Genomic DNA, 23007 nt, shown 5'->3' on the forward strand with positions numbered 1-23007 from the left:
ATATTGCCGTGACGGCTCAGGCCACGTCCTGCTCGACCTGCGCGTTCCAGTCGCGCTTGACCGCGCGCCAGTCCTCGTCGGCGAGCGTGCGCTTCCAGTAGCCGGAGACGGAGAGCGCCTCGCGGGGAACGCCGCGGTCGGCGAGCAGGTGGCGGCGGACCTCGCGCACGGCGCCCGCCTCGCCGTGGACGAACGCGTGCACGGCGCCGGCCGGGAACTCCAGCTCGCGCACCGCGCTCAGCAGCGCTTCCTCGTCGTGGACCCAGGTGAGCCGCAGGTCGGCGTCGGTGCGCAGCTGCTGCCGCTCCTCGGGGCCGTCGACCTGGATCACGACGTGCACGGGCGCGCCGGCGGGGACGCGCTCCAGGGATGCTGCGATCGCGGGGATCACGGCCGCGTCGCCGACCATCAGGTGCCAGTCCGCGCCGGGATCGGGCGCGTAGTCGCCGCCGGGGCCGACGAGCTGGAGCGTGTCGCCGACCTGCGCAGCGGCGGCCCACGGGCCGGCGACGCCGCGGTCGCCGTGGACGACGAAGTCGATCGTCAGCCGGCGCTGCCCGGCGTCCCACGCGCGCACGCTGTAGGTCCGCACGCGCGGCCACTGCTCGCGCGGCAGCGTGGCCTTGACCTCCTCGGGGTCGAACGGCGCCGCATAGGAGGCGCCGGCCGGCGGGATCTGCAGCTTCACGTAGTGGTCGGTGAACTGGTCCGCGGGGAAGTCCTCCAGACCGGGGCCGCCGAGCACGATCCGCACCATGCCCGGCGTCAGCTGCTCGACCTCCTCGACGTACGTCAGACGGGGGCGGCGTGGGGGCTTGGGCGTCGTCGACATGCGCCCCATCTAAGCAGGCCGCCGCTGCGGGCCGGCAGCCGCCGTCACTGCCGCGCGGCGGCGGACAAGCGCCGCTCAGCCTGCGAGCGCGGCCGCCGGCTCGGGCGCCGACGGCGTCTCCTCGGCGCGCACGCGGTCGCGCCGCGAGAGCCCCTTCTGCACGAGCACGTTGAGCCCCATCAGCACCAGCACGCCGAGCAGCAGCATCGTGCCGAGCACGTTGACCTCGGGCGGCACGCCCTGGCGCGTGGCGCCGAAGATGAAGAGCGGGAACGTCTGCGTCTGGCCGGCGTTGAAGCTCGTCACGACGTAGTCGTCGATCGAGATCGCGGCAGCCAGCACGGCCGCGGCGACGACGCCCGGCGCGATCATCGGGAGGGTGACCTTGAAGAAGGTCGTCCAGACGCCGGCGCCGAGGTCCTGCGCCGCCTCCTCGATGAACGGGTCCATCCCCTCAAGACGCGCGCGGACGGTCACGACGACGTAGGAGATCGTGAACATCACGTGCGCGATCACGATCGTCCAGAAGCCCGTGTCGATCCCGATCACGAGGAACAGCGCCAGCAGCGAGGCGCCGAGCACGACCTCCGGCGTCGCCATCGGCAGGAAGACGCCGAAGCTCGCCGCGCCATGGCCGCGGAAGCGGTAGCGCGTCAGCGCGAGCGCGAGGAAGGTGCCGAGCGCGACCGCGATCGCCGTCGTGATCGCCGCGATCTCCAGCGAGCTGACGAGCGCCTTCGCGAGGTCGGGGTCTCTGAACGGGTCCTTCCAGTGGTCGAGCGTGAAGCCCTGCCACGTGAAGTTGAACCGTCCCTTGTTGTCGTTGAACGAGAACAGGACGATCAGGAAGACCGGGATGAAGAGGAACAGCAGCGCGGCCACCGACCAGATGCCGAGCAGCCAGTTGCGGGCACGGTCGCTCGCGCGCATCAGGTCGCCGCCTCGGTCAGGGTTCTCGTGCCGAGCAGGCGCGAGTAGACGATGATCCCGAGCAGGATCACGGTCATCAGAATGAACGAGAGCGCCGCCGCCGTCGGGTAGTCGAGCACGTTGAGGAACTTCGACTGCACGACGTTGCCGATCATGTACTGGTTCGAGGTGCCGAGCAGCGCCGCGTTGATGAAGTCGCCGGTGGCGGGGATGAAGACGAGCAGCGAGCCGGCGAATATGCCCGGGATCGCGAGCGGCAGCGTGACCTTGCGGAACGCCGTCAGGCGGCTTGCGTAGAGGTCGGTCGCGGCCTCCACGAAGCGCCGGTCGATCCGCTCCAGCGCCACGTACAGCGGCAGGATCATGAACGGCAGGAAGTTGTAGGCGATGCCGGCGACGACGGCGGGGCCGGTCGCCAGCACGCGGCCGCCCTCGGACACCAGCCCGACGTCGCGCAGCCGCTCGACGACCCAGCCGTTGTCGGCCAGGATCAGCTGCCAGGAGACCGTCCGCAGCACGTAGGACATGAAGAACGGGAGCACGACGAGCAGCAGCATGAAGTTGCGCCAGCGGCCGGCCTTGTACGCCATGAAGTAGGCGAGCGGGAACGCGATGATCAGGTCGATCACGGTCGCGGCGCCGGCGTAGAGGAAGGAGCGCAGGAACTGCTCCTTGTAGTCGCCGATCGCGTTCGTGTAGGTCTCGAACGCCCACGTCAGCGAGTAGCCGGCCTCGGGGTCGCCGGTCATCAGCGAGACGCTCGCCTGGTTGGCGAGCGGGATCACGAAGAAGAGGATCAGCCACAGCAGCCCGGGCAGCGCGAACATCCACGGGATCAGCTTGCGGCGGTGGGCGAGCGAGAGGCCCATCGCTACGCGCCCGTCACCTTCGCCATCGCCTCGTACATCGTCTGCTCCTGCTGGGTCGAGAAGGTCGGGTACGGGTACAGCTTTCTGCGCACGTCCTCAGGCGGGAAGATCAGCTCGTTGGCCGCGATGTCGGGGTTCGTTCTCTCCAGCAGCGGCTTGATCCCGTCGACCGGCGAGATGTAGTTGACGTACGCGCAGATGATCGCCGCGACCTCCGGCTCGTAGACGTAGTTCATCATCGTCTCGGCCGCGTACGCGTGCTCGACGTGCGCCGGCAGCATCATGTTGTCGGTGAAGAGCATCGCGCCCTCCTCCGGGTAGGCGAAGCGCAGGTTCGGGTTGTCGCTCTGCAGCTGCACGAGGTCGCCCGAGTAGGCGAGTGCGATCGCGATGTTGCCCTTCGTCAGGTCGGTCGTGTAGTCGTTGCCGGTGAAGCGGCGGAACTGGCCGGCGTCGTTCGCCTTGCCGATTCTCTCGATCGCGGAGAGCTGCTGGTCGAGCGTCGCTCTGGAGGCGTCGATCCCCTCGCCGAGCAGCACCGTGCCGGCGCTGTCGTAGGGCTCGGAGAACATCGTCACGCGGCCCTTCCATCTCGGATCGAAGAGGTCTCTGACGCTGCTGATCTCGCCGCCGGTCTGCTCGATGTCGTAGCCGAGGCCGATCGCGCCCGACTGCCACGGGAGCGTGAACTGGCGCTTGGGGTCGTACGAGATCGATCTGAGGTTCGGCACGAGCCGTCTCATGTTCGGCACGTTGCCCTTGTCTATCGGCGTGACGTAGCCGAAGCGGACCCAGCGCGACGCCATGTAGTCGGTCAGCGTCACGATGTCGCGGCCGATCGGGACGCCCTGCGCGAGCTGTTGGCGGACCTTGCCGTAGAACTCGTTGTTGTCGTTGATCTCCTCGACGTACTTGCAGTGGCCGCCGTACTCGTCGTCGAATCTCTTCAATATCGACTTGTCGACGTAGAGCGGCCAGTTGGAGAACGTCCAGTCGCCGATCGCCGTTCTCGGGTGTCTGACGGTCGTCGCCTCTCTCTGCAGGTCGGCGAGGTTTCTCGCCGCGGTGCCGTCGATGCCGCACGCCGAGAGCACGCTCGCGAGGCCGCCCGCCATCAGCACGGCCGACGCGCCGCGGCCGAGGAAGCGGCGGCGCGAGAGGCGCTCCTCGGCGAAGAAGCGCTCGACCGCGCGCTCGACCTGCGCGCGATCGGGCTCCTCAGACATCGTCGTCACCGCGCGCGACGACGAACGTGTGGCGCGGGTCCCACGAGAGCTGCACCTCCTGCCCGGCGCCGAAGGCGTCGGGTGTGACCCCGTCGTCGTTCTGGCAGAAGACCGTCAGCTCCTCGCCGCCGGCCGTCTTGATCACGTACTGCAGCGAGACGCCGAGGAAGGCGCTCAGCACGACGCTGCCGCGCAGCACGTTGGCGCCCGGCGGCGTCGCCTCGCCGGCCGGGTGCAGCCGCACCTTCTCCGGCCGCACTCCGACGCGCACGTCGGTGCTGTCGCGCTCGGCGCAGCGGGTGGCGGGCGCGTGCAGAACGGCGCCGTCGTGCGTCGTCACGGTCGTCAGCTCGCCGGCCTTGGCGCCGACGGTCGCCTCGATCAGGTTGGAGATGCCGAGGAACTTCGCGACGAACGCCGTCTGCGGGCGCTCGTAGAGGTCGGTCGCGGAACCGGCCTGCTCGATCTGCCCTCTGTTCATGACGGCGATCGTGTCGGCCATCGACATCGCCTCCTCCTGGTCGTGCGTCACGTGGATGAACGTGATGCCGACCTCCTGCTGGATCCGCTTCAGCTCGACCTGCAGCTGACGGCGCAGGCGCAGGTCGAGCGCGCCGAGCGGCTCGTCGAGCAGCAGCGCGCGCGGGCGGTTGACGAGCGCGCGAGCGAGCGCGACGCGCTGCTGCTGACCGCCGGACAGCTGCGCCGGCTTGCGCTTCGCGAGCTGCGGCAGCTGGACCGTCTCCAGTGCCTCCGCGACGCGCCGGCGCGCCTCAGCCTTGGCGACGCCCTTGCGCTCCAGGCCGAAGGCGACGTTGCGCTCGACCGTCAGGTGCGGGAAGAGCGCATACGACTGGAAGACCGTGTTGACGTCGCGCTTGTGCGGCGGGCTGTTCGTGACCTCCTCGCCGCCGAGCAGGACGCGGCCCGAGGTCGGCAGCTCGAAGCCGCCGATCATCCGCAGCGTCGTCGTCTTGCCGCAGCCGGACGGCCCGAGCAGCGCGTAGAACGCGCCGCGCTCGATCTGGAGGTCGAGCGTGTCGATGACGAGCACGTCGCCGAACCGCTTCGTGACCTGTTCGAGCCGGATGTCCGGCTCGCCGCCCGCCGCATCCCCCGCCGCGTCTGCGGCGAGGCTCTCGTCGTTTACCACCACTGAGCACCTCCGCGTGCAATTGCGACAGTAGCGCGCAGAGATGCTCCTGTGTGGCGATTGTCTCTAACTGCTTTGGGCCGCTTTGGCACAGACATCCATACCTCCAGCGTATGAGACGGTGCCGTGATGAGTATTTGACTGATGAGCGGGCCGTCGCGAACCTCCCGCGAATGGCTTCCTTCAGCACCCCCGGGACCGAGGCGTGGATCGTCGAGGCGGTCCGCACGCCGATCGGCCGGCTCGGCGGCACGCTCGCCGCCGCCCGGCCCGACGACCTCGCCGCGCACGCGGTCGCCGCCGCGGTCGCGCGTGCCGGCGTGCCGGGCGAGGTGATCGAGGACGTCGTGCTCGGCTGCGCCAACCAGGCCGGCGAGGACAACCGCGACGTGGCGCGGATGGCGGCGCTGCTCGCGGGACTCCCGGAGAGCGTCGGCGGGACGACCGTCAACCGCCTCTGCGGCTCCGGCCTCGACGCGGTCGCCTACGCGGCGCGGGCGCTGATGTGCGGCGACGGCGACCTCTTCGTCGCGGGCGGCGTCGAGTCGATGAGCCGCGCGCCGTGGGCGGTCGCCAAGCCGGCGAAGGGCTTCGCGACCGGCCCCGCGACGATGCACGACACGAGCCTCGGGTGGCGCTTCGTGAATCCGCGGATGGAGGCGCTCGGCCACACCGACGCGCTCGGGATCACGGCCGAGAACCTCGTCGCCGAGCAGCCCGCGACGATCACCCGCGAGGCGCAGGACCGCTTCGCGCTCGGCAGCCACGAGCGCGCGCTCGCGGCACAGGCGGCGGGTCGCTTCGACGGCGAGCTGACGCCGGTGACGGTGCACGAGCGCAGAGGCGAGCGGGTCGTCGCTTCCGACGAGGGGCCGCGTGCGGACACGTCGCTGGAGCGGCTCGCGCAGCTGCGGCCGGCGTTCCTGCGCGACGGCGGGACGGTCACCGCCGGCAACTCCAGCTCGCTCAACGACGGCGCCGCGGCGCTCGTGCTGGCGAGCTCGCAGGCGGCGCGCGAGCACGGCCTGCGGCCGCTCGCGCGAATCCGCGCGCTCGCGACCGCCGGCGTCGCGCCGCGGACGATGGGAATCGGGCCGGTGCCGGCGACGGAGAAGGCGCTGCGACGGGCCGGCATCGGTCTGGCGGACGTCGGCCTGATCGAGCTGAACGAGGCGTTCGCCGCGCAGGCGCTCGCCGTCCTGCACGCCTGGGGGCTCGACGCCGACGACGCGCGCGTCAACGTCAACGGCGGCGCGATCGCGCTCGGCCACCCGCTCGGCTGCTCCGGTGCGCGGCTGCTGACGACGCTCGTGCACGAGCTGCAGCGCCGCGAGGACGTCCGCTACGGCCTCGCGACGATGTGCATCGGCGTCGGCCAGGGGATCGCCGTCGTCGTCGAGCGGGGCGACTGAACGACGAACGCCGCCCGCCCGGGCCGCAAACGGCGGTCCGGACGGGCGGCGCGGGCCAAGCGGCCAGCTCAGGTCAGCTCAGCGGCTGGCCGCGCGGCGGTAGCGCGAGACGGCGAGCGGCGCGAAGACCGCGATGATCACCGCGGACCAGACGAACGCGCCCCAGACGCTGTTGCCGGCCGGCGCGCCGAGCCACAGCGAGCGCATCGCGTCGACCACGACCGTGAACGGGTTGACGTCCGCGAACCACTGCAGCGCGGACGGCATCGAGTCCGTCGGCACGAACGCCGACGAGATGAACGTCAGCGGGAAGACGGCGATGAAGCCGAGCGAGTTGGCCGCCTCGGGCGAGGAGACCATCAGGCCGAGCAGCGCGAAGATCCACGAGAACGCGTACCCGAACACTATGAGCAGCACGAACCCGAGCAGCACCTCGCCGACGCTCGCGTGGAACGAGAACCCGATGATCAGGCCCGTCACGAGCAGCACGATCACGGACAGCGTGTTCGTCACGACGTCCGCCAGCGTGCGCCCGGCGAGCACCGCCGGCCGCGCCATCGGCAGCGAGCGGAAGCGGTCGATCAGGCCCTTGCTGAGGTCCTCCGAGAGCCCGAGCGCCGTGACGAACCCGCCGAAGGCGATGTTCTGGACGATGATGCCCGGGATCAGGAAGTCGACGTAGTCGTAGCCCGGCGTGCTGATCGCGCCACCGAAGACGTAGACGAACAGCAGCACGAACATCACCGGCTGCACGGTGAACGCAAGCAGCAGGTCGGGCGAGCGCGGCAGGCGGATCAGGTTCCGCTCGGCGATCACCAGCGTGTCGGTCACGAGGCGCCTCATGCGGCCTTCTCCTGGGTTCTGTCGTCGTCGCCCGCCTCGGCCGCGTGGCCGGTCAGCGAGAGGAACACGTCGTCGAGCGTCGGCCGCCGCAGCACGAGGTCGTCGGGCGTGATGCCGACCGCCTTCAGCTTCTCGACCGCCTCGACGATCGCGCCGTTGCGCTGGCGCACGGACAGCTTGACGACGCCGTCGTCGCAGACCGGCCGCTCGTCGGACATCGGCGCGAGCGCCGTGCAGGCGGCCTCCGCCTCGCTCGCGTCGGCCAGCTCGACGTCGAGCCGCTCACCGCCGACGCGGTCCTTCAACTGGTCCGCGGTGCCCTCCGCGATCACGTGGCCGCGGTCGATCACGGCGATCCTGTCGGCGAGCCGGTCGGCCTCGTCGAGGTACTGCGTCGTCAGCAGCACGGTCGTGCCCTCGGCGACCAGCTCCTCGATCGTCTCCCACAGCGACAGGCGGCTGCGGGGGTCGAGGCCGGTCGTCGGCTCGTCGAGGAACAGCACCGGCGGTCTCGCGACGAGCGCCGCCGCGAGGTCGAGCCGGCGGCGCATGCCGCCCGAGTACGTTCTCGCCGGCCGCTTGCCGGCGTCGGTCAGGTCGAAGCGCTGCAGCAGCTCCTGCGCGCGCCGCTTCGCCTCCGGGCGGCGCATGCCGTAGAGCCGCCCGACCATCGTCAGGTTCTCCTCGCCCGTGAGGTTCTCGTCGACCGCCGCGTACTGGCCGGCGAGGCCGATCTTCTCGCGCAGCGTCGCCGCGTCATGGATCGCGTCGACACCGGCGACCTGGATCTCGCCCGCGTCGGGCTTCAGCAGCGTCGTCATCGCGCGGACCGCCGTCGTCTTGCCGGCGCCGTTGGGCCCGAGCAGGCCGAGCACGGTGCCCTGCGGCACCTCCAGGTCGACGCCGTCGAGCGCGCGCACGTCGCCGAATGACTTCACAAGCCCCTTCACACTGATCGCCGGACCGCTCCCGGGCGATCCAGAGGGTGCCGACGGCACCGGGGGTGCTTCCGTTCTCGTTTGCATGTCCGGGACCCTACGTGCGGTTTAGGTCAGGACGTGGCCGCAATACGTGCGATCGTGTGAAACACGATGGCGGAGACGTCGATTCGACTGCTGAAGCTGCTGGCGCTGCTGCAGAGCCGGCGCGACTGGATGGGCCAGGAGCTGGCCGACCGGCTCGACGTCTCCTGCCGCACGATCCGCCGCGACGTCGACCGCCTGCGCGAGCTCGGCTATCCGGTCGACGCGCTGACCGGCCCCAACGGCGGCTACCGCCTCCACGCCGGCACGGCGATGCCGCCGCTCGTACTCGACGACGACGAGGCCGTCGCGATCGCCGTCGGCCTCAGCGGCGCGGCGAGCGCGTCGGTCGACGGAATCGAGGAGACGTCGGTGCGCGCGCTGGTGAAGCTGGAGCAGGTGCTGCCCGCGCACCTGCGCCGGCGCGTCAACGCGCTCCGCTCGGCGACCTCGACGCGCGCGGCGACCGGACCGCTCGTCGACGCCGAGGTGCTGACGACGATCGCCGCCGGCTGCCGCGACCACGAGCGGCTGCGCTTCGGCTACAGCAGCCGGCAGGGGGAGGAGAGCCGCCGCCGCGTCGAGCCGCACAGCCTCGTCAACCTCGGGCAGCGCTGGTACTTCGTCGCGTGGGACTGCGGGCGCGAGGGCTGGCGCACGTTCCGCCTCGACCGGATCGAGCAGATGGCCTCCGACGGCACCCGCTTCGAGGAGCGCGAGCTGCCCGGCGGCGATCCGGCCGCGTACGTGATGCGCAGCATGGCGGCGCCGCACCGCTACCGAGCGCGAGTGACGCTGCACGCGCCGGCGCAGCAGATGGCGACGCGCTGCTCGGGCACGTGGGAGACAGTCGAGCCGCTCGCGGACGGCCGCTGCGAGTACCGCTCCAGCGACGACTCGCTCGACTGGCTGGCGGTGCGGATCGGCATGCTCGGCGTCGACTTCGAGGTGCACGAGCCGCCCGAGCTGGCCGAGCGCTTCCGCGCGTTGTCGGCGCGGTTCGGCAGAGCGGGCGGTCTCCCGCCCAGCGGATCCGTGGCGCACGCACGCTAGTCTCGTCGGGCGCTCCCGCGCCTCCCGCATCGCTCCCCGCATGGCCCACGAGGATCCCGACAGCTTTCCCGCGTCCGCGCACGCCCGTCTCTGGCTGCGCTTCGTCGCCGCCGCCGTGGTCGTGATCGTGCTGACGGCGGGCGCGACGGCGACGGCGGGGCTGCTGAACGTGCAGTCGTTCGTCGACGACCTGAAGGCGGGCGGGACGATCAGCGGCGCCGAGGACGCGATCACGCGCGCCGAGGCCGGCTCGCCGCGGACGGTCCTGCTGATCGGCTCCGACCACCGCTTCGGCGCCGACCGCACCGACGCGCGCTCGGACACGATGCTGCTGATCCGGATCGACCCCGACGCGGCCGCGACGACCGTCCTGTCGATCCCGCGCGACTTGAGAGTCGACTTCAGAACGAGAGACGGGCTCGTGCACGCCGGGCGCAAGATCAACGAGACCTACACGCTCGGCGGCGAGGCGCTGACGGCGAGAACGATCACCGACACGTTCGGGATCGAGATCAACCACATCGCGAACGTCAACTTCAGAGGCTTCCGCGAGGCGATCGACGCGATCGGCTGCGTCTACGTCGACGTCGACCGGCGCTACTACCACTCCAACATCGGCGTCGCCCCGATCAACCAGTACGCCGAGATCGACATCATGCCGGGCTATCAGATGATGTGCGGGCAGAGAGCGCTCGACTACGTCCGCTACCGCCATCTCGACAACGACCTCGTGCGCGGCGCGCGGCAGCAGGAGTTCCTGCGCCAGTTGCGCTCGCAGTACGACGCGCGCGACTTCATCGACGACCCGCACCGGCTCACGCGCGTGATCGGCAGACGGATGCAGACCGACAAGGGGCTGCAGTCGGTCGACGCGCTGATCGACTTCGGCAAGCTCGTCGCGTTCTCTGCCGGCAGACCGATCCAGCAGATCGCGCTGACGCCGAACTACACGAGAGACACCGCCGGCGCCTCCTATGTCGAGGCCGGCCCGGAGGAGATCGCGCGCGTCAGGCGCGCGTTCCTGGAGCCGGAGCCGGCACCGGCGCCGCCGCGGCGCGCCGGCGGCAGAGGCGGGCGCAGAGGCGGCGGCAGGGGCGGGCGCGGCGGCGGCCAGGCGGCGGCGACCAGCGGTCTCTACGAGATGCCCCAGGCGGGCAAGGACCAGGCGATCCAGCTCGGCGCGACGCGGATCCCGGTCTACTACCCGCGGCTGCTGCCGAGCGCCGACGGCTACATGCAGGCGGTGACCGAGGGCGGCTACCCGCTCAAGTACCGCACGCGCACGCCGGCCGGGATGAAGCAGGGCTACCGCCTCGTCGTCGACGTCAGCACCGCGGCCCATCCGGGCAACTACGTCGGCATCCAGGGCCTCGCGTGGACGAAGCCGCCGATCCTCTCCAACCCGTCGAGCGACCACCGCACGATCGGCGGCAAGAAGCTCGACCTCTACTACGACGGCAAACGGCTGCGGCTCGTCGCGTGGAGAACGCCGAGAGCGGTCTACTGGGTCTCGAACACGCTCGAGAAGCTGCTCACGAACGAGCAGATGCTGGCCGTCGCCGGCTCGCTGACGCGACTCGGCAGATAGACGCCCCGCTCAGCCGCTCGCGCCGCTCAGCCGCTCGCGCCGCTCAGCCGCTCGCGCCGCTGGGGCCGAAGCGCTCGGTGCGGATCCGCGCAGCGGCGAAGCCGGCGTCGAGCAGCAGGCCGGTCGCGCTCTCGACGAACGGGTTCGAGCCGCAGACGAACGCGACCCCGTGCACGGGGTCGACGCCGGCCTGCGCGATCAGCGCCGCGTCGACGCGGCCGGTGTGACCGCTCCAGCCGGGCGGCGCCTCGCGCGTGTAGGTCAGCAGCGTCTCGCCGTCGCCGCGCAGCTCGCGCGCGTAGATCACGTCGTCGGCGTGGCGCACCGAGTAGACGAGCCGCAGCGTCAGCTCGGGCATCGTGCGGCGCTGGTGGCGCAGCATCGCCATCAGCGGCACGACGCCGGAGCCGCCGCCGACGAGCAGCGCCGGCGACTCGCCGCGCCAGACGAAGTAGGCGGCGAACGGCCCGCGCAGCTCGACCTGGTCGCCGACCTCGACGACGTCGTGGAAGTACGGCGAGACCTCGCCGTCGTCGAGCCGGTCGATCGTCAGCTCGATCGAGCCGGTGTCGAGCGGGGAGGAGGCGATCGAGTAGGAGCGCTGCGCGCGATAGCCGTCCGGCGCGGTCAGCCGAACGTCGTAGTGCTGGCCGGGCAGGTGCTCCATCCACATCGGCAGCGCTATGCGGAACGACTTCACCCGCGGCGTCTCGGTCACGATCTCGGTGACGGTCCCGATCTGCCAGCGCCCGGGGGCGCGCATCTCCACCGGCGTCAGTCGTTCCAATACCGCTCCTCGCGCCACGGGTCGCCGCGGCGGTGATAGCCGTTCTCCTCCCAGAAGCCGGGCTCGTCGTGGTCCATCACGCGGATGCCGGCGACCCACTTGGCGCTCTTCCAGAAGTAGAGGTGCGGGACGAGGAGGCGCGCGGGGCCGCCGTGCTCGCGCGGCAGCGGCTCGCCCTCGTACTCGGTGGCGACCCACGCCTTGCCGTCGGTCAGATCCTCCAGCGGCAGGTTCGTCGTGTAGCCGCCGAACGAGTGCGCCATCGCGTAGCCGCCGAGAGGCTCGACGCCGTCCAGCAGCGTGTCGAGCGAGACGCCGCGGAAACGACTGTCGAGCTTGGACCACTTCGTCACGCAGTGGATGTCGGTCGTGACGTCCTCGAACGGGAGCGCGTGGAACTCGTCCCAGCTCCACGCGCGCGGCTCGCCGCCGACGACGCCGTCGATCTTGAAGCTCCACTGCCCGTGCTCGACCTGCTCGGTCGGTCCGGCGGTGAGGACCGGGAAGCCGCGTTCGAGGTACTGCCCGGGCGGGATGCGGTCGGCGAGCTCGTCCGGCTGGCGCCGTCTGCCGCCGAACCCGCGCGAGAAGAAGTCGCTCATGGGTTCACGATATCCCGCCCACCAAGCGCTCACTCTCGCTCCACAGACGGGCGGCGAGCTCGGGGTCGCGCGCGAGCGGGGACGGCTCGCCGTCGCGCGTCAGCTCGACGTAGCGGCCGTTCGGCGGGGCGGCGTAGGCGGGGTCGGCGACCATCCGCGCCAGCTGCCCGCCGGACCCGGCCGCGCTCGTCGCGCCGGGGGCGAGGCGCGCGAGCAGCGGCGCGAGCCGCGGGTAGAGGCGGCGGACCGGCGCCGGGTAGCCGCGCGTGAGCGCGGTCTCGGGCATCAGACCGGGGTCGAGCGCGTGGACGGCGATCCCGGCGCCGGGCCGCAGCGTGTCGATCCGGCGTGCCAGCTCGAGCGCCGTCATCACGTTCGCGAGCTTCGAGTTCGCATAGGCGATCTGGCCCGAGCCGGGGCCCGGCTCGGCGAGCCGTTCGGGCTCGTCCCAACGCGGCGGCGGGAAGCCGAAGTTGCGCAGGCGCTGCGGCTTGTGCACCCCGCTCGCGACGATCGCGACGCGGCCGCCGTCGGCGAGCTGCCCCAGCAGCAGCCGCAGCAGCAGGAAGTGGGCGAGGTGGTTGACCGCGAACGTCGCCTCGTAGCCCTGCGCGGTCGTGTGGCGGCGGTCGCGGTGCTGGATGCCGGCGTTGGCGACGACGGCGTGCAGCGGCGGCAGCCCGGCGGCGTCGAGCGCGGCGGGGAAGGCGCGCACCGAGTCGAGGTCGGCGAGGTCGAGCGGGAGGGTGACGTGGCTGGCGCCGCCGCCGAGCGCGCGCGCCGCCGCCGCGCCGCGCGCGCGGTCGCGCGCCGCGACGACGACCGTCCACTCCGGCAGTCCGGCCAGTTCGCCGGCGCAGGCACGTCCGAGCCCGGAGGTCGCACCCGTGATGACGACCGTCCGCTGCATGCCCGCCGGAGTCAGATCGGCGGCGGCGAGTCTATGCAGATCAGCCGCAGCGGCTCGTCGGGGCTGGCGTTGCGGAACATGTGCGGCCGGTCGCTCTTGTAGTAGGCGCTGTCGCCGGCGTCGAGCTCGTGCGGCTCTGCGCCGTCGACCTCCAGCCTCAGCCTGCCGGCGAGCACGTGGACGAACTCCTCGCCCGCGTGGTGGCCGCTCTCGGCGAGGCTCGCGCCCGGCGCCAGCTCCAGCAGCATCGGCAGCATCGTGCGATCGGTGCCCGAGGCGAGCAGGTAGATCGTCGTGCCCTCCTCCGGCGAGTGCAGCTGGCGCGTCTCGTCGGCGCGCACGACGTCCGGGTCGCGGCCGCCGGGCGCGGGCAGCAGCTCGGTGATCGAGATGCCGTAGTAGTCGACCAGCCGCGTCAGGCGGCCGATCGTGATGTCGCTGCGGCCGTTCTCCACCAGCGACAGGAACGAGGCGGAGATCCCCGTCTCCCTCGCGACGTCGCCGAGCGACAGTCGTCTGGCGGCGCGCAGCGCGCGCAGCTGGGCGCCGACGAACTCCTGTTGGCTCATCGGCTCCGCCGCTGTCGTCTGGGTGGTCGAGGCCACGATTCGGTCACGATATCCGGGCATCGTGACGTACCGCGTCCCGCTAGACGACCTGCAGCTCGGGGGTCAGCGTCCCGTCGGCGAAGCGGGAGGCCGCCAGCGGGGCCATCTCGGGCTCCATCCTGCCGTTGACGACACCGTCCGCGATCACGCGACCGATCGTCGGCGCCATCATCAGTCCGCGGCCGTTGAGGCCGGCGGCGACGAACAGCCCGTCCTGCCCGTCGAGCGGCCCGAGGACCGGCTGGCGGTCGGGCGTGACGTCGTAGAAGCCCTCGACGAGGACGGGGAAGGAGACGTACTCGAGGATCGGCAGCAGCTCGGTGATCGCGCGGCGGACGTTCGAGTGCCAGATCTCTCTGTTCTCGTCGGGACGCTCGGCGCCGCCGGCGCCGAGATCGCTCGCGAGCACCGAGCCGTCGGCCAGCTGCTTGGCGGCGAAGTGCCGCTCGGGCGCGATCACGAGCGGCTCCAGCAGGCGCTCGCGGATCGGGTCGCTGTAGAAGAGGTATTTCGGCTCGCGCTCGATCGGCAGCTCTATCCCGAGCGGCGAGAGCAGCGCCGGCGTGTCCCACGCGGCCGCGACGACGACCTTGGCGGCGCGCGCGATCAGCCCGCCGCGCAGCTCCAGGCGCCAGCCCTCGCCGTCGCGCACGATCCGCTCGACGCGCTTGTCGAGGAACCTCGCGCCCTCGCGCAGGGATGCCTCATGGAAGGCGCCGACGACAGCGAGCGGACGGTCGAAGTAGCCGTCCTGGTCGCACCAGACGCCGCCGATGATGTTCGACGCGTCAAGTCCCTCGACCAGCTCGCCGGCTTCGGCGGGGGTGACCTCGCGGGAGGGGATCCCGAGCCGGTTCTGGAGCGCGAGCCGCTCGCGCTGGGCGGCCAGCTCGGCCTCGCCCTGCGCGACGAAGAGATAGCCGCACGCGGTCATGCCGGGGTCGACAGCGGGCTGCAGCCGCTCGCCGATCTGGCCGTAGAAGGCGAACGCCTCGCGCGCCATCTTGCACGCGACCTCGGTGCCCCACTGCTGGCGCACGCCGCCGGGCTGGATCGCCGTTGCGCCGGAGCCTATGCCGCGGCCGTCGAAGGTCGTGACAGAGAGGCCGCGCTGGACCAGATGCCAAGCCACCGACAAGCCGGTGATCCCCGCGCCCACGATCGCGACATCCGCTGTGGAGACCGTCGTATCGTTCAGTGAACTGGACATGGCGGCCAGCATACTGGATAATGTCGAGGCTCGACCGGTCCGGGCAGCACATTTTGAGGACGTCTCAGCGCACAAGGGAGCGTAGGTTGACCATGCGGAGATTCAGGCTTGGAAGAGCCGTCGGCGTTGCCGCGATCGCGGGTGCGCTCGCCGTTGCCGGCTGCGGCGGCGGCAACGGTGACAGCGGCGGCAGCGGCACGTCCGCGGGCACCTCCACGGGCGGCGGCGGTGGCGCCGCGACCGGCACGCTCGTGATCGACAACTCGTTCGTCGACAGAGGCAACGACCCGGGCCGTCAGTTCACGCCGACGAACAACATGCTCGTCCACGCGATGTACGACACGCTCGTCAGATTCGCGCCCGGCAGAACCGACCCCGAGCCCGGGATAGCGGAGTCGTGGAGAGGCACGCCCGACGCCAAGAGCTACACGTTCACGCTGCGTGACGACGTCACCTTCTCCGACGGCACGCCGCTGACGTCGAGAGACGTCCTCTTCTCGCTCAACCGCCTCGTCAACATCAAGGGCAGCGGCGCGTTCCTGCTCGACGGCACGACGATAAGAGCGCCCGACGCGAGAACCGTCGTGATCACGTCGAAGACGCCCAACCCGGCGCTCCTGCGCATCCTCGCCACCGCGCCGACCTCGATCCTCAACTCGAGAGTCCTGCAGGCCAACGGCGGCACCGACGCCAAGGACGCCGACAAGACCGACAGAGCGGAGGCGTTCCTGCAGAAGACGAGCGCCGGCTCGGGCCCGTACGTCCTCACGCAGGGCGCGCAGAACCAGCAGTACACGCTGGAGAAGAACCCCAGATACTGGGGTGAGTTCAGCGGCTTCCCGAAGGTCGTCGTGCGCAACATGGCCGCGCCGACGCAGCTGCTCAACGTGCAGCGCGGCGCGAACGAGATCGCGCTCGACCTCTCCGCCCAGCAGGCCCAGACGCTCGAGGCGAACGACAAGCTGCAGGTCAGAACCGATGCGTCCGTCAACGTCTTCGACGTCGAGGGCAACATGGACGAGTCGATCTCGCCGACCGGCAACGCCGACGTGCGCAGAGCGGTCCGCCTCGCGCTCGACTACGAGGGCTACAAGAGACTGTCCGGCGTCGGCGCCGAGCAGGCGCCCGGCGTGATCCCGTCGCAGTTCCTCGGCGCGCTGACGGCCGAGGACGCCGTCAGACAGGACGTCGAGGCGGCGAGAGCGGCGCTGGAGGCCTCCGGCATCGACAACCCGACCGTCGAGCTGGCCTACCCGTCCGACGCGACGCCCAACGGCGTCTCCTTCTCGTCGGTCGCGCAGAAGGTCAAGTCCGACCTCGAGAAGATCGGCTTCTCGGTCAAGCTCAGAGGCAGCCCGGCCGTCACGTTCCTCGAGGACTACGCCGCCGGCAGAAACCAGATGAGCGTCTCCTACTGGGGCCCCGACTACCCGGACCCGAACGACTACCTCGTCTACGCGCCCGGCTCCGACGGCCGTGCCGCGAACAACAAGTACACGAGAGAGATGGCGCCCGAGATCGCCGCGCTCGGCGCCAGAGCCGGCTCGACGCTCGACGACGCCGAGCGTGGCACCCTGTTCCAGGAGTTCCAGCGCAGACTGAACGAGGAAGGCCCGTTCTTCCCCCTGTTCCAGCCCGCGCAGGCGATCGTCGGCTCGTCGAACCTGACGAACGTCATGCTCGACCCGACGTACACCCTCAACATCCCGAGCGTTGGCAGCAACTGACACAGCCGTCCCGGGGCCCGTGCGAGCGCGACGCAGGTCGCGCTCGCACAAGCCCCTCCTGCGCTTCCTGGCGCGCCGCTTCGGCGCGCTGGTGCTGCTGCTGATCGGGATCACGCTGATCTCGTTCCTGCTGACGCAGGCGGTGCCGGGCAACCCGGCGCGCGCCAACCTCGGCCAGAACCCGACGCCTGAGGCGATCGAGGCGTTCAACGAGAAGTACGGCCTCAACGATCCGCTCCCGCAGCAGTACGTGACGTACATCGGCAACCTGCTGCAGGGCGACCTCGGCACCTCGCAGCAGACGCACCAGCCGGTCGTCGACGACCTCTCGGTCGCGATCCCCGCGACCGCCGAGCTGGCGCTGTTCGCGATCCTCTTCTCGACGATCTTCGGCGTCGGCTTCGGCGTGATCGCCGCGCTGCGCCGCGACAGAGCCGTCGACCACGGCCTCCGCGTCGTGACGCTGATGGGCATCTCGGTGCCGATGTTCTGGCTCGGCCTGCTCGGCCTCTACCTCTTCTTCTTCAAGTGGGGCTGGCTGCCCGGCGGCGGCCGCCTCGACCCGACGACGGTCCCGCCGACCGACGTCACCGGCTTCAACACGATCGACGCGCTGCTCGACGGCAATCTCACGACGTTCTGGGACGCCGTCACGCACATGATCCTGCCCGGCATGGTGCTGACGATCTACGGCGTCAGCCTGATCTCGCGCTACACCCGCTCGGCCGTGCTGGAGGTGCTGCACGCCGACTACGTGCGCGCCGCGCGCGCCAAGGGGCTGTCGGAGTACACGGTCGTGACGCGCTACATCCTGCGCGCCGCGCTGCCGTCGATCGTCACCGTGATGGGCCTCGTCTTCGCGAACGTGCTCGCGGGAGCGGTGCTCGTCGAGAACATCTTCAACTGGCCCGGCATCGGCCAGTACGCCTACAAGAGCGCCGTCAGCCTCGACCTGCCCGCGATCATGGGCGTATCGATCTTCATCGCGCTCGTCTACGTGATCGTGAACCTGATCGTCGACCTTCTCTACGCCGTCATCGACCCGCGGGTCCGTCTCTCATGAGCGCTACTGACGCCGTCCTCCCGCCCTCCCGCATGCGCCGCTTCAAGCGCGGCGGCTCGGCCGGTGCAGCCGCGCGCCGCGCCAGCCGCGCGTGGTGGCGCCAGCCGACGATGCTGATCGGCCTGACGATCGCGGGCATCTGGATCTTCGTCGCGATCTTCGCGCCGCTGCTGGCGCCGCACGACCCGCTCGCGCAGGACTTCGCGATCACCCAGGCGCCGTCCGGCGCGCACCCGTTCGGCACCGACGAGCTGGGCCGTGACGTGCTCTCGCGCGTGCTGGAGGCGGCGCGCAACTCGCTGCCGCTCGCCGTCCTGCTGGTGATCTGCGCCGGCACGCTCGGGACGACGCTGGGGCTGATCGCCGGCTACGTCGGCGGCTGGGTCGACGGCCTGATCATGCGCCTCGCTGATCTCTTCTCCGCCTTCCCCGCGATCGTGCTGGCGATGGTCGTGACCGCGTCGCTGGGGCCCAGCACGCGCAACGCCGTGCTCGCGCTCGTGACCGTCACGTGGCCGATCTACGCGCGCGTCGTGCGCTCGCTCGTGATGTCGATCGGGCAGTCGGAGTACGTGCAGGCGTTCCGCCTGCACGGCGCCTCCGCGCGCCGTGCGATGTGGAAGGAGATCCTCCCGAACATCGTCGGGCCGATCACCGTGCTGGCGACGATCTACCTCGCCGACGCGCTGCTGCTGCTCGCCGGCCTCTCGTTCCTCGGGCTCGGCACGCAGCCGCCGGCGCCGGAGTGGGGCTCGATGATCTCGGTCGGCACGCAGTACTTCCAGAACTGGTGGATGGCGACCTTCCCGGGCCTGGCGATCTTCAGCGCCGCGCTCGCGTTCAACTTCATCGGCGACGGGCTGCGCGACGTCTTCGACCCGCAGTCGCAGGCGGGCTCCGGCGCGCGCGGCGGCTCCGAGGAGGGCGACGGATGACGCCGCTGCTGGAGCTGGAGCGGCTGTCGATCAAGCTGCCGACGCCGAACGGCCCGCGGACGGTCGTGCACGAGGTCGACCTTGCGGTCGAGGCCGGGCAGATCTACGGCATCGCGGGCGAGTCGGGCAGCGGCAAGACGATGACGATGCTGTCGCTGCTGGGCCTGCTGCCGCGCGGCGGCAGCACGAGCGGCCATGCGCGCTTCGCCGGCGCCGACGTGCTCGACGTGCCGGCCAAGGCGCGCCGCGCGATCCGCGGCAGAGAGCTGTCGATGGTCTTCCAGGACCCGATGACGTCGCTGCACCCGATGCTGACCGTCGGCAAGCAGCTGACCGAGCACGCGCGCAAGCACCTCGGGATCTCCAAGAAGGAGGCCGAGGCGCGCGCCGCCGCGATGCTTGAGGAGGTGCGGATCCCCGACGGCGAGGCTGCGCTGCGCGCCTACCCGCACGAGTTCTCCGGCGGCATGCGCCAGCGGATCGCGATCGCGATCGCGCTGATGTGCGAGCCGCAGGTGCTGATCGCCGACGAGCCGACGACCGCGCTCGACGTGACCGTCCAGGCCGGCATCCTGGGACTGCTCGACCGCCTGCGGCGCGAGAGAGGGATGGCCGTCGTGCTGATCACGCACGACCTCGGCGTGATGTCGTCGATCGCCGAGCGCGTCTCGGTGATGTACGCCGGCCGCGTGATCGAGAGCGGCGACGCGCGCGACGTGCTGCAGCGCCCCGGCCACCCGTACACGCGCGGCCTGCTCGGCTCGCTGCCGCACCCCGGTGTCGGCGCGCGCGCCGAGCTGGCGTCGATCCCCGGCGTGCCGGCGAGCCCGATCGACCCGCCGTCCGGCTGCGCCTTCCACCCGCGCTGCACGCTCGCGGTCGAGTCGTGCAGAGGCGCCGTGCCGGCGCTGATCGCAGCCGGCGACCACGCCGTCGCGTGCCCGATCACGACGAACGCGCAGGAGGAAGCGGCATGAGCGCCGTCGCCACCGCCCCGGCATTGGAGATCGTCGACCTCGAGGTCGTCTACGAGCGCCGCGACCGCGATCCGGTCCGCGCCGTCGCGGGCGTCTCGCTGACCGTCCAGCGCGGGCAGATCCTCGGCCTCGTCGGTGAGTCCGGCTGCGGCAAGTCGACGCTCGCGAAGGCGGCGGTCGGGCTGGAGAAGCCGCGCGCCGGGCGGATCGTCTTCGACGGACGCGAGCTGTCGCCGCTGACGCGGCGCGCGCGCCCGCTGGAGGACACGCGCCTGCAGATGGTCTTCCAGAACCCCTTCTCGTCGCTGAACCCGCGACGCAAGATCGGCGCGCAGCTGCAAGAGGCGCTGTCGATGGCGTGGAAGGGGTCCAGAGCCGGCGGCGAGGGGTCGTTGCGCGACCGCGCGACCGCGCTGCTGGAGCAGGTCGGCCTGCCGGCCTCGGCGGCGGAGCGCTACGCGCACCAGTTCAGCGGCGGCCAGCGCCAGCGGATCGCGATCGCCCGCGCGCTCGCGGCCGACCCGACCGTGATCGTGCTCGACGAGCCGCTCTCCTCGCTCGACGCCTCCGCGCAGGCGCAGATCGCCAACCTGCTCGTGCGGCTGAGCCGCGAGCTGGACCTCGCGCTCGTGCTGATCTCGCACGACCTCGCGATCGTCCAGCACATCGCCGACGAGGTCGCCGTGATGTACCTCGGCAAGCTCGTCGAGACGGTCGGCAGCGGCGAGCTGTGGGAGCTGCCCGCGCACCCCTACACCGAGGCGCTGATCGGCGCGATCCCGAAGCCCGACGGCGAGCGCAACCTGCCCGTCGCGCTCGCCGGCGAGGTGCCCGACCCGAGCGCCCCGCCGTCCGGCTGCCGCTTCCACCCGCGCTGCCCCTACGCGATGGACCGCTGCCGCACCGAGGAGCCGCCCGCGCTCGCGATCGGCAGCGGCCGCACGGTCTCCTGCTGGCTCCACGACGGCGCCGCCGAGCCGCGCCGCCCGGCGGAGCTGGCGGCGGCCGGGAGAGGCGCGGCGGGGGCGTAGCCGCTCCGCGCGGCGTTCAGCAGTCGGCGAGCGCGTCGAGCGCGCGACAGATCTCGTGCCGCCGCTGTGGCGGCAGCACGCCGACACGCCTCGTGAGCAGCCGGCGCTCGACCGGCTGGACGTTGTCGAACGACGCCGCGCAGTCGACCGGAAGCCCCTCGTCGGCGCCGAGCGGGATCGCCTCCGTCCGCGTGACGACGAGGACGGGTCGGCGCTTGTCCTCCGCCTCAGCCCACCACACCTCGCCTTGACGCGGCGTGGTCACCAGGGCTCTTCGGCGATCATCGCGGCGGTCGCCGCGTCTGAGCGGGCGAGATCGTCATCGTCCTGTAGGACGCGTCTGTAGCTCGCGACGATCGTGCGGCCGACGGCCGCACGCCGCTCACGCTCTATCACCGCTTCGAGGCCGGCTCGCACAGCGTCGGACCGTGACGCGAACACTCTCGCCTCGACGAGGTCGTCGACGGCTCTGGCGATGCCGTCCGGACTGCGCGTGACGAGCTGGGCCACGCACCTGAGGATAGCCGTCGCGCATTGCGCGGCGCAATGCACGACGGATGTGGCGCCGCTCAGGCCGTCAGCTCGCCCAGCGCTGCCAGCAGCGCGTCGACCTCGGCTGCGGTGTTGTAGTGGAAGAGACCGACGCGGACGGCCTTGCCGCCGATCACGTCGCGCAGGCCGAGGCAGTAGAAGTGCTCGCTGGCGGTGACGTTGAAGCCGCGCGCGACGAGCTGGTCGGAGACGTGGGCGGCGTCGCGGCCGTCGAAGCGCAGCAGGAACGTCGGGACGCGGCCGTCGAGCGTCGGCGGGCCGATCACGCGGACGCCGTCCGGCAGGCCGCCGAGGAAGCGCTCGCCGAGCGCGCGCGTGTAGGCGTGGCCGGCGCCGGTCGCGTCGACGTCGTCCCAGTAGTCGACCGCCGCGGTGAAGCCGGCGAGCTGCTCGTACGGCTGCGTGCCGGTCTCGAAGCGCTTGCCGACCGGCTCGGTCGGCGCGGGGCGGACCTTGTACGGGCGCCATCTGCCGAGCACGTCCGCGCGGCCGTAGGCGAGCCCGAGGTGGGGGCCGCAGAACTTGTACGGCGAGCAGATCAGGACGTCGGCGCCGATCGCCTGCACGTCGATCCCGTGGTGCGCGGCGTAGTGGGTCGCGTCGATCCACGAGAGCGCGCCGGCCTCGCGCGCGAGCGTGCAGACGCGCGCGGCGTCGATCACGGTGCCGACCGAGTTGGCCGCCCACGAAAAGGCGATCACGCGCGTGCGCGGGCCGATCTGCGCGGCGAGGTCGGCGAGGTCGAGCGTGCACGTCGCCTCGTCGATCCCGGCCGTCCGCACGATGATGCCGAGGTCCTCCGCCAGCTCCAGCCACGGCGACACGCTGGCGTCGTGGTCCAGCCGCGTCACGACGATCTCGTCGCCGGCTCTCAGCGTTCGCGCGAGCGCGCGTGAGAGCGTGAAGTTGAGCGACGTCATGTTCTGGCCGAAGACGACCTCATCGGCGGAACAGCCGAGGAAGCGGGCGGCGGCGTCGCGCGCCTCCTCGACCATCGCTGCGACGCGGCGGCTCGTCGCGAACGCGCCGCCGAGGTTGCCGGCGGCGTCGCGCATCGCCTCCTCCACGGCCGTGCGGACATCGTCGGGCACCTGGCTGCCGCCGGGCGTGTCGAAGAAGACCGGCGCGTCGGCGGGCGCGTCGCGCAGCGACGCGAAGCGCGCGCGGACGGCCTCGACGTCGTACACGGCGCCCGCCGCGCTCACGAGGACGCCCGCTCGCTGACCGGTCCGGAGGCGACGGCGTCCAGCTCCACCTCGACGAGGCAGTCCTGCGGGATCAGCTCGGCGACGTGCAGCGTCGTGTTGGCCGGGTCGACGCCTCTGAAGATCGCGCCGTGCGCCTCGACGGCGCCGCGCCACTCGGTCCCGGCGAGCAGGTAGATGCGCGTGCGGACGACGTCCTCGCGCCGGGCGCCGAGCGCGGCGGCGGCCTCCAGCGCGCGCATCAGCGCCTCGCGGGTCTGGGCGGCAGGGTCGCCGGGGAACAGCGAGACGCCGGTCTCGTCGAGCGCGGCCGTGCCGCTGACGGCGACGATGTCGCCGATCCGCGCGGCGCGCGAGTAGGACGCCAACTGCTCGAAAGGGCTGCCGCTTCTGACCGTGTGCATGTGGTCCACGATAGCGGAGACTTCCACTATTGTGGACGTTTCGTGCACTATTTGCACGGCTCGGCTTG

General features: G+C 71.4%; 24 protein-coding genes. 8 read left to right on the top strand and 16 right to left on the bottom strand.

From position 1 onward, the window contains the following. Positions 1-16: 16 nt before the first annotated feature. From CWOE_RS04560 to CWOE_RS04580, 5 genes are all read right to left on the bottom strand, one after another. On the bottom strand, positions 17-841 hold the full coding sequence (locus CWOE_RS04560; protein WP_012932398.1) for a siderophore-interacting protein: 825 nt from the start codon (positions 839-841) through the stop codon (positions 17-19). 66 nt (positions 842-907) lie between these two features. Beyond that, positions 908-1762 carry an ABC transporter permease gene (locus CWOE_RS04565; RefSeq protein WP_012932399.1) on the bottom strand — a complete coding sequence of 285 codons (855 nt, stop codon included), beginning with the start codon at positions 1760-1762 and terminating at the stop codon, positions 908-910. Then, the gene (locus CWOE_RS04570) at positions 1762-2631 is read right to left on the bottom strand and encodes an ABC transporter permease (protein ID WP_012932400.1); all 870 of its coding nucleotides are present in this window, start codon (positions 2629-2631) and stop codon (positions 1762-1764) included. Before CWOE_RS04570 ends, CWOE_RS04565 begins: the two co-directional genes overlap by 1 nt. Before the next feature lie 2 nt (positions 2632-2633). Further along, positions 2634-3857, bottom strand: a complete 1224-nt coding sequence (locus CWOE_RS04575) for a polyamine ABC transporter substrate-binding protein (RefSeq protein WP_012932401.1) — start codon at positions 3855-3857, stop codon at positions 2634-2636. After that, on the bottom strand, positions 3850-5013 hold the full coding sequence (locus CWOE_RS04580; RefSeq protein ID WP_012932402.1) for an ABC transporter ATP-binding protein: 1164 nt from the start codon (positions 5011-5013) through the stop codon (positions 3850-3852). The genes CWOE_RS04575 and CWOE_RS04580 overlap by 8 nt, the downstream gene beginning before the upstream one ends. 170 nt (positions 5014-5183) lie before the next feature. Here CWOE_RS04580 and CWOE_RS04585 point away from each other — a divergent pair, with 170 nt between their 5' ends. Then, the gene (locus CWOE_RS04585; RefSeq protein ID WP_012932403.1) at positions 5184-6422 is read left to right on the top strand and encodes a thiolase family protein; all 1239 of its coding nucleotides are present in this window, start codon (positions 5184-5186) and stop codon (positions 6420-6422) included. Between the two features lie 78 nt (positions 6423-6500). Here the strand turns inward: CWOE_RS04585 and CWOE_RS04590 are convergent, their stop codons facing one another. Together CWOE_RS04590 and CWOE_RS04595 are read right to left on the bottom strand one after the other, a co-directional pair. Then, positions 6501-7265: an ABC transporter permease gene (locus CWOE_RS04590; protein ID WP_012932404.1), complete on the bottom strand. Its 765-nt coding sequence runs from the start codon at positions 7263-7265 to the stop codon at positions 6501-6503. Beyond that, the gene (locus tag CWOE_RS04595) at positions 7262-8290 is read right to left on the bottom strand and encodes an ATP-binding cassette domain-containing protein (protein ID WP_012932405.1); all 1029 of its coding nucleotides are present in this window, start codon (positions 8288-8290) and stop codon (positions 7262-7264) included. The genes CWOE_RS04590 and CWOE_RS04595 overlap by 4 nt, the downstream gene beginning before the upstream one ends. 66 nt (positions 8291-8356) lie before the next feature. Here CWOE_RS04595 and CWOE_RS04600 point away from each other — a divergent pair, with 66 nt between their 5' ends. Both CWOE_RS04600 and CWOE_RS30200 read left to right on the top strand, forming a co-directional pair. Beyond that, positions 8357-9340 (top strand): helix-turn-helix transcriptional regulator, encoded by a 984-nt coding sequence (locus CWOE_RS04600; RefSeq protein ID WP_012932406.1) that lies wholly within the window; start codon positions 8357-8359, stop codon positions 9338-9340. Between the two features lie 40 nt (positions 9341-9380). Next, positions 9381-10928: an LCP family protein gene (locus CWOE_RS30200; RefSeq protein ID WP_012932407.1), complete on the top strand. Its 1548-nt coding sequence runs from the start codon at positions 9381-9383 to the stop codon at positions 10926-10928. Between the two features lie 43 nt (positions 10929-10971). On the opposite strand, the gene CWOE_RS04610 is transcribed toward CWOE_RS30200, so the two are convergent. Genes CWOE_RS04610 through CWOE_RS04630 form a run of 5 tightly spaced genes read right to left on the bottom strand, consistent with a single transcriptional unit; the run spans position 10972 to position 15045 of the window. Further along, positions 10972-11715, bottom strand: coding sequence for a ferredoxin reductase (locus tag CWOE_RS04610; protein WP_012932408.1), 744 nt, complete (start codon positions 11713-11715; stop codon positions 10972-10974). Then, positions 11703-12317, bottom strand: a complete 615-nt coding sequence (locus CWOE_RS04615) for a sulfite oxidase-like oxidoreductase (RefSeq protein ID WP_012932409.1) — start codon at positions 12315-12317, stop codon at positions 11703-11705. Before CWOE_RS04615 ends, CWOE_RS04610 begins: the two co-directional genes overlap by 13 nt. A 4-nt stretch (positions 12318-12321) precedes the next feature. Beyond that, positions 12322-13227 carry an SDR family NAD(P)-dependent oxidoreductase gene (locus CWOE_RS04620; RefSeq protein WP_012932410.1) on the bottom strand — a complete coding sequence of 302 codons (906 nt, stop codon included), beginning with the start codon at positions 13225-13227 and terminating at the stop codon, positions 12322-12324. Positions 13228-13238: 11 nt separating this feature from the next. Further along, positions 13239-13832 (bottom strand): XRE family transcriptional regulator, encoded by a 594-nt coding sequence (locus CWOE_RS04625; protein ID WP_160165473.1) that lies wholly within the window; start codon positions 13830-13832, stop codon positions 13239-13241. A 43-nt stretch (positions 13833-13875) separates the two neighbouring features. Beyond that, positions 13876-15045, bottom strand: coding sequence for an NAD(P)/FAD-dependent oxidoreductase (locus tag CWOE_RS04630; protein ID WP_160165474.1), 1170 nt, complete (start codon positions 15043-15045; stop codon positions 13876-13878). Between the two features lie 92 nt (positions 15046-15137). On the opposite strand from CWOE_RS04630, the gene CWOE_RS04635 reads away from it, so the two are divergent. From CWOE_RS04635 to CWOE_RS04655, 5 genes are read left to right on the top strand one after another with little or no spacing between them, the layout of a single operon-like run. Further along, positions 15138-16772: an ABC transporter substrate-binding protein gene (locus CWOE_RS04635; protein ID WP_012932413.1), complete on the top strand. Its 1635-nt coding sequence runs from the start codon at positions 15138-15140 to the stop codon at positions 16770-16772. Next, positions 16759-17835 carry an ABC transporter permease gene (locus CWOE_RS04640; protein WP_201447146.1) on the top strand — a complete coding sequence of 359 codons (1077 nt, stop codon included), beginning with the start codon at positions 16759-16761 and terminating at the stop codon, positions 17833-17835. The genes CWOE_RS04635 and CWOE_RS04640 overlap by 14 nt, the downstream gene beginning before the upstream one ends. After that, positions 17832-18770 carry an ABC transporter permease gene (locus tag CWOE_RS04645; protein ID WP_012932415.1) on the top strand — a complete coding sequence of 313 codons (939 nt, stop codon included), beginning with the start codon at positions 17832-17834 and terminating at the stop codon, positions 18768-18770. The genes CWOE_RS04640 and CWOE_RS04645 overlap by 4 nt, the downstream gene beginning before the upstream one ends. Further along, positions 18767-19747, top strand: a complete 981-nt coding sequence (locus CWOE_RS04650; protein ID WP_012932416.1) for an ABC transporter ATP-binding protein — start codon at positions 18767-18769, stop codon at positions 19745-19747. Before CWOE_RS04645 ends, CWOE_RS04650 begins: the two co-directional genes overlap by 4 nt. Beyond that, a complete protein-coding gene (locus CWOE_RS04655) occupies positions 19744-20778 on the top strand; it encodes an oligopeptide/dipeptide ABC transporter ATP-binding protein (RefSeq protein ID WP_012932417.1) in 1035 nt (344 codons plus the stop codon). The genes CWOE_RS04650 and CWOE_RS04655 overlap by 4 nt, the downstream gene beginning before the upstream one ends. 16 nt (positions 20779-20794) lie before the next feature. Here the strand turns inward: CWOE_RS04655 and CWOE_RS04660 are convergent, their stop codons facing one another. Genes CWOE_RS04660 through CWOE_RS04675 form a run of 4 tightly spaced genes read right to left on the bottom strand, consistent with a single transcriptional unit; the run spans position 20795 to position 22939 of the window. After that, the gene (locus CWOE_RS04660) at positions 20795-21043 is read right to left on the bottom strand and encodes a type II toxin-antitoxin system PemK/MazF family toxin (protein ID WP_012932418.1); all 249 of its coding nucleotides are present in this window, start codon (positions 21041-21043) and stop codon (positions 20795-20797) included. After that, on the bottom strand, positions 21040-21288 hold the full coding sequence (locus CWOE_RS04665) for a ribbon-helix-helix domain-containing protein (protein WP_012932419.1): 249 nt from the start codon (positions 21286-21288) through the stop codon (positions 21040-21042). Before CWOE_RS04665 ends, CWOE_RS04660 begins: the two co-directional genes overlap by 4 nt. A 59-nt stretch (positions 21289-21347) precedes the next feature. Further along, entirely contained in the window at positions 21348-22535 is a 1188-nt protein-coding gene (locus CWOE_RS04670; protein WP_012932420.1) for a cysteine desulfurase-like protein, read from the bottom strand. After that, positions 22532-22939, bottom strand: a complete 408-nt coding sequence (locus CWOE_RS04675; RefSeq protein ID WP_012932421.1) for a Rid family hydrolase — start codon at positions 22937-22939, stop codon at positions 22532-22534. Before CWOE_RS04675 ends, CWOE_RS04670 begins: the two co-directional genes overlap by 4 nt. Positions 22940-23007: the final 68 nt, after the last annotated feature.

This window comes from Conexibacter woesei DSM 14684 (genome assembly GCF_000025265.1).
GTDB classification, from domain to species: domain Bacteria; phylum Actinomycetota; class Thermoleophilia; order Solirubrobacterales; family Solirubrobacteraceae; genus Conexibacter; species Conexibacter woesei.

Coding starts and splice junctions, on each gene's coding strand:
- CWOE_RS04675 (WP_012932421.1), bottom strand. CDS start 22,939: ATGCACACGGTCAGAAGCGGCAGCCCTTTCGAGCAGTTGGCGTCCTAC.
- CWOE_RS04585 (WP_012932403.1), top strand. CDS start 5,184: ATGGCTTCCTTCAGCACCCCCGGGACCGAGGCGTGGATCGTCGAGGCG.
- CWOE_RS04645 (WP_012932415.1), top strand. CDS start 17,832: ATGAGCGCTACTGACGCCGTCCTCCCGCCCTCCCGCATGCGCCGCTTC.
- CWOE_RS30200 (WP_012932407.1), top strand. CDS start 9,381: ATGGCCCACGAGGATCCCGACAGCTTTCCCGCGTCCGCGCACGCCCGT.
- CWOE_RS04590 (WP_012932404.1), bottom strand. CDS start 7,265: ATGAGGCGCCTCGTGACCGACACGCTGGTGATCGCCGAGCGGAACCTG.
- CWOE_RS04600 (WP_012932406.1), top strand. CDS start 8,357: ATGGCGGAGACGTCGATTCGACTGCTGAAGCTGCTGGCGCTGCTGCAG.
- CWOE_RS04635 (WP_012932413.1), top strand. CDS start 15,138: ATGCGGAGATTCAGGCTTGGAAGAGCCGTCGGCGTTGCCGCGATCGCG.
- CWOE_RS04650 (WP_012932416.1), top strand. CDS start 18,767: ATGACGCCGCTGCTGGAGCTGGAGCGGCTGTCGATCAAGCTGCCGACG.
- CWOE_RS04595 (WP_012932405.1), bottom strand. CDS start 8,290: ATGCAAACGAGAACGGAAGCACCCCCGGTGCCGTCGGCACCCTCTGGA.
- CWOE_RS04615 (WP_012932409.1), bottom strand. CDS start 12,317: ATGAGCGACTTCTTCTCGCGCGGGTTCGGCGGCAGACGGCGCCAGCCG.
- CWOE_RS04620 (WP_012932410.1), bottom strand. CDS start 13,227: ATGCAGCGGACGGTCGTCATCACGGGTGCGACCTCCGGGCTCGGACGT.
- CWOE_RS04630 (WP_160165474.1), bottom strand. CDS start 15,045: ATGTCCAGTTCACTGAACGATACGACGGTCTCCACAGCGGATGTCGCG.
- CWOE_RS04655 (WP_012932417.1), top strand. CDS start 19,744: ATGAGCGCCGTCGCCACCGCCCCGGCATTGGAGATCGTCGACCTCGAG.
- CWOE_RS04560 (WP_012932398.1), bottom strand. CDS start 841: ATGGGGCGCATGTCGACGACGCCCAAGCCCCCACGCCGCCCCCGTCTG.
- CWOE_RS04575 (WP_012932401.1), bottom strand. CDS start 3,857: ATGTCTGAGGAGCCCGATCGCGCGCAGGTCGAGCGCGCGGTCGAGCGC.
- CWOE_RS04565 (WP_012932399.1), bottom strand. CDS start 1,762: ATGCGCGCGAGCGACCGTGCCCGCAACTGGCTGCTCGGCATCTGGTCG.
- CWOE_RS04570 (WP_012932400.1), bottom strand. CDS start 2,631: ATGGGCCTCTCGCTCGCCCACCGCCGCAAGCTGATCCCGTGGATGTTC.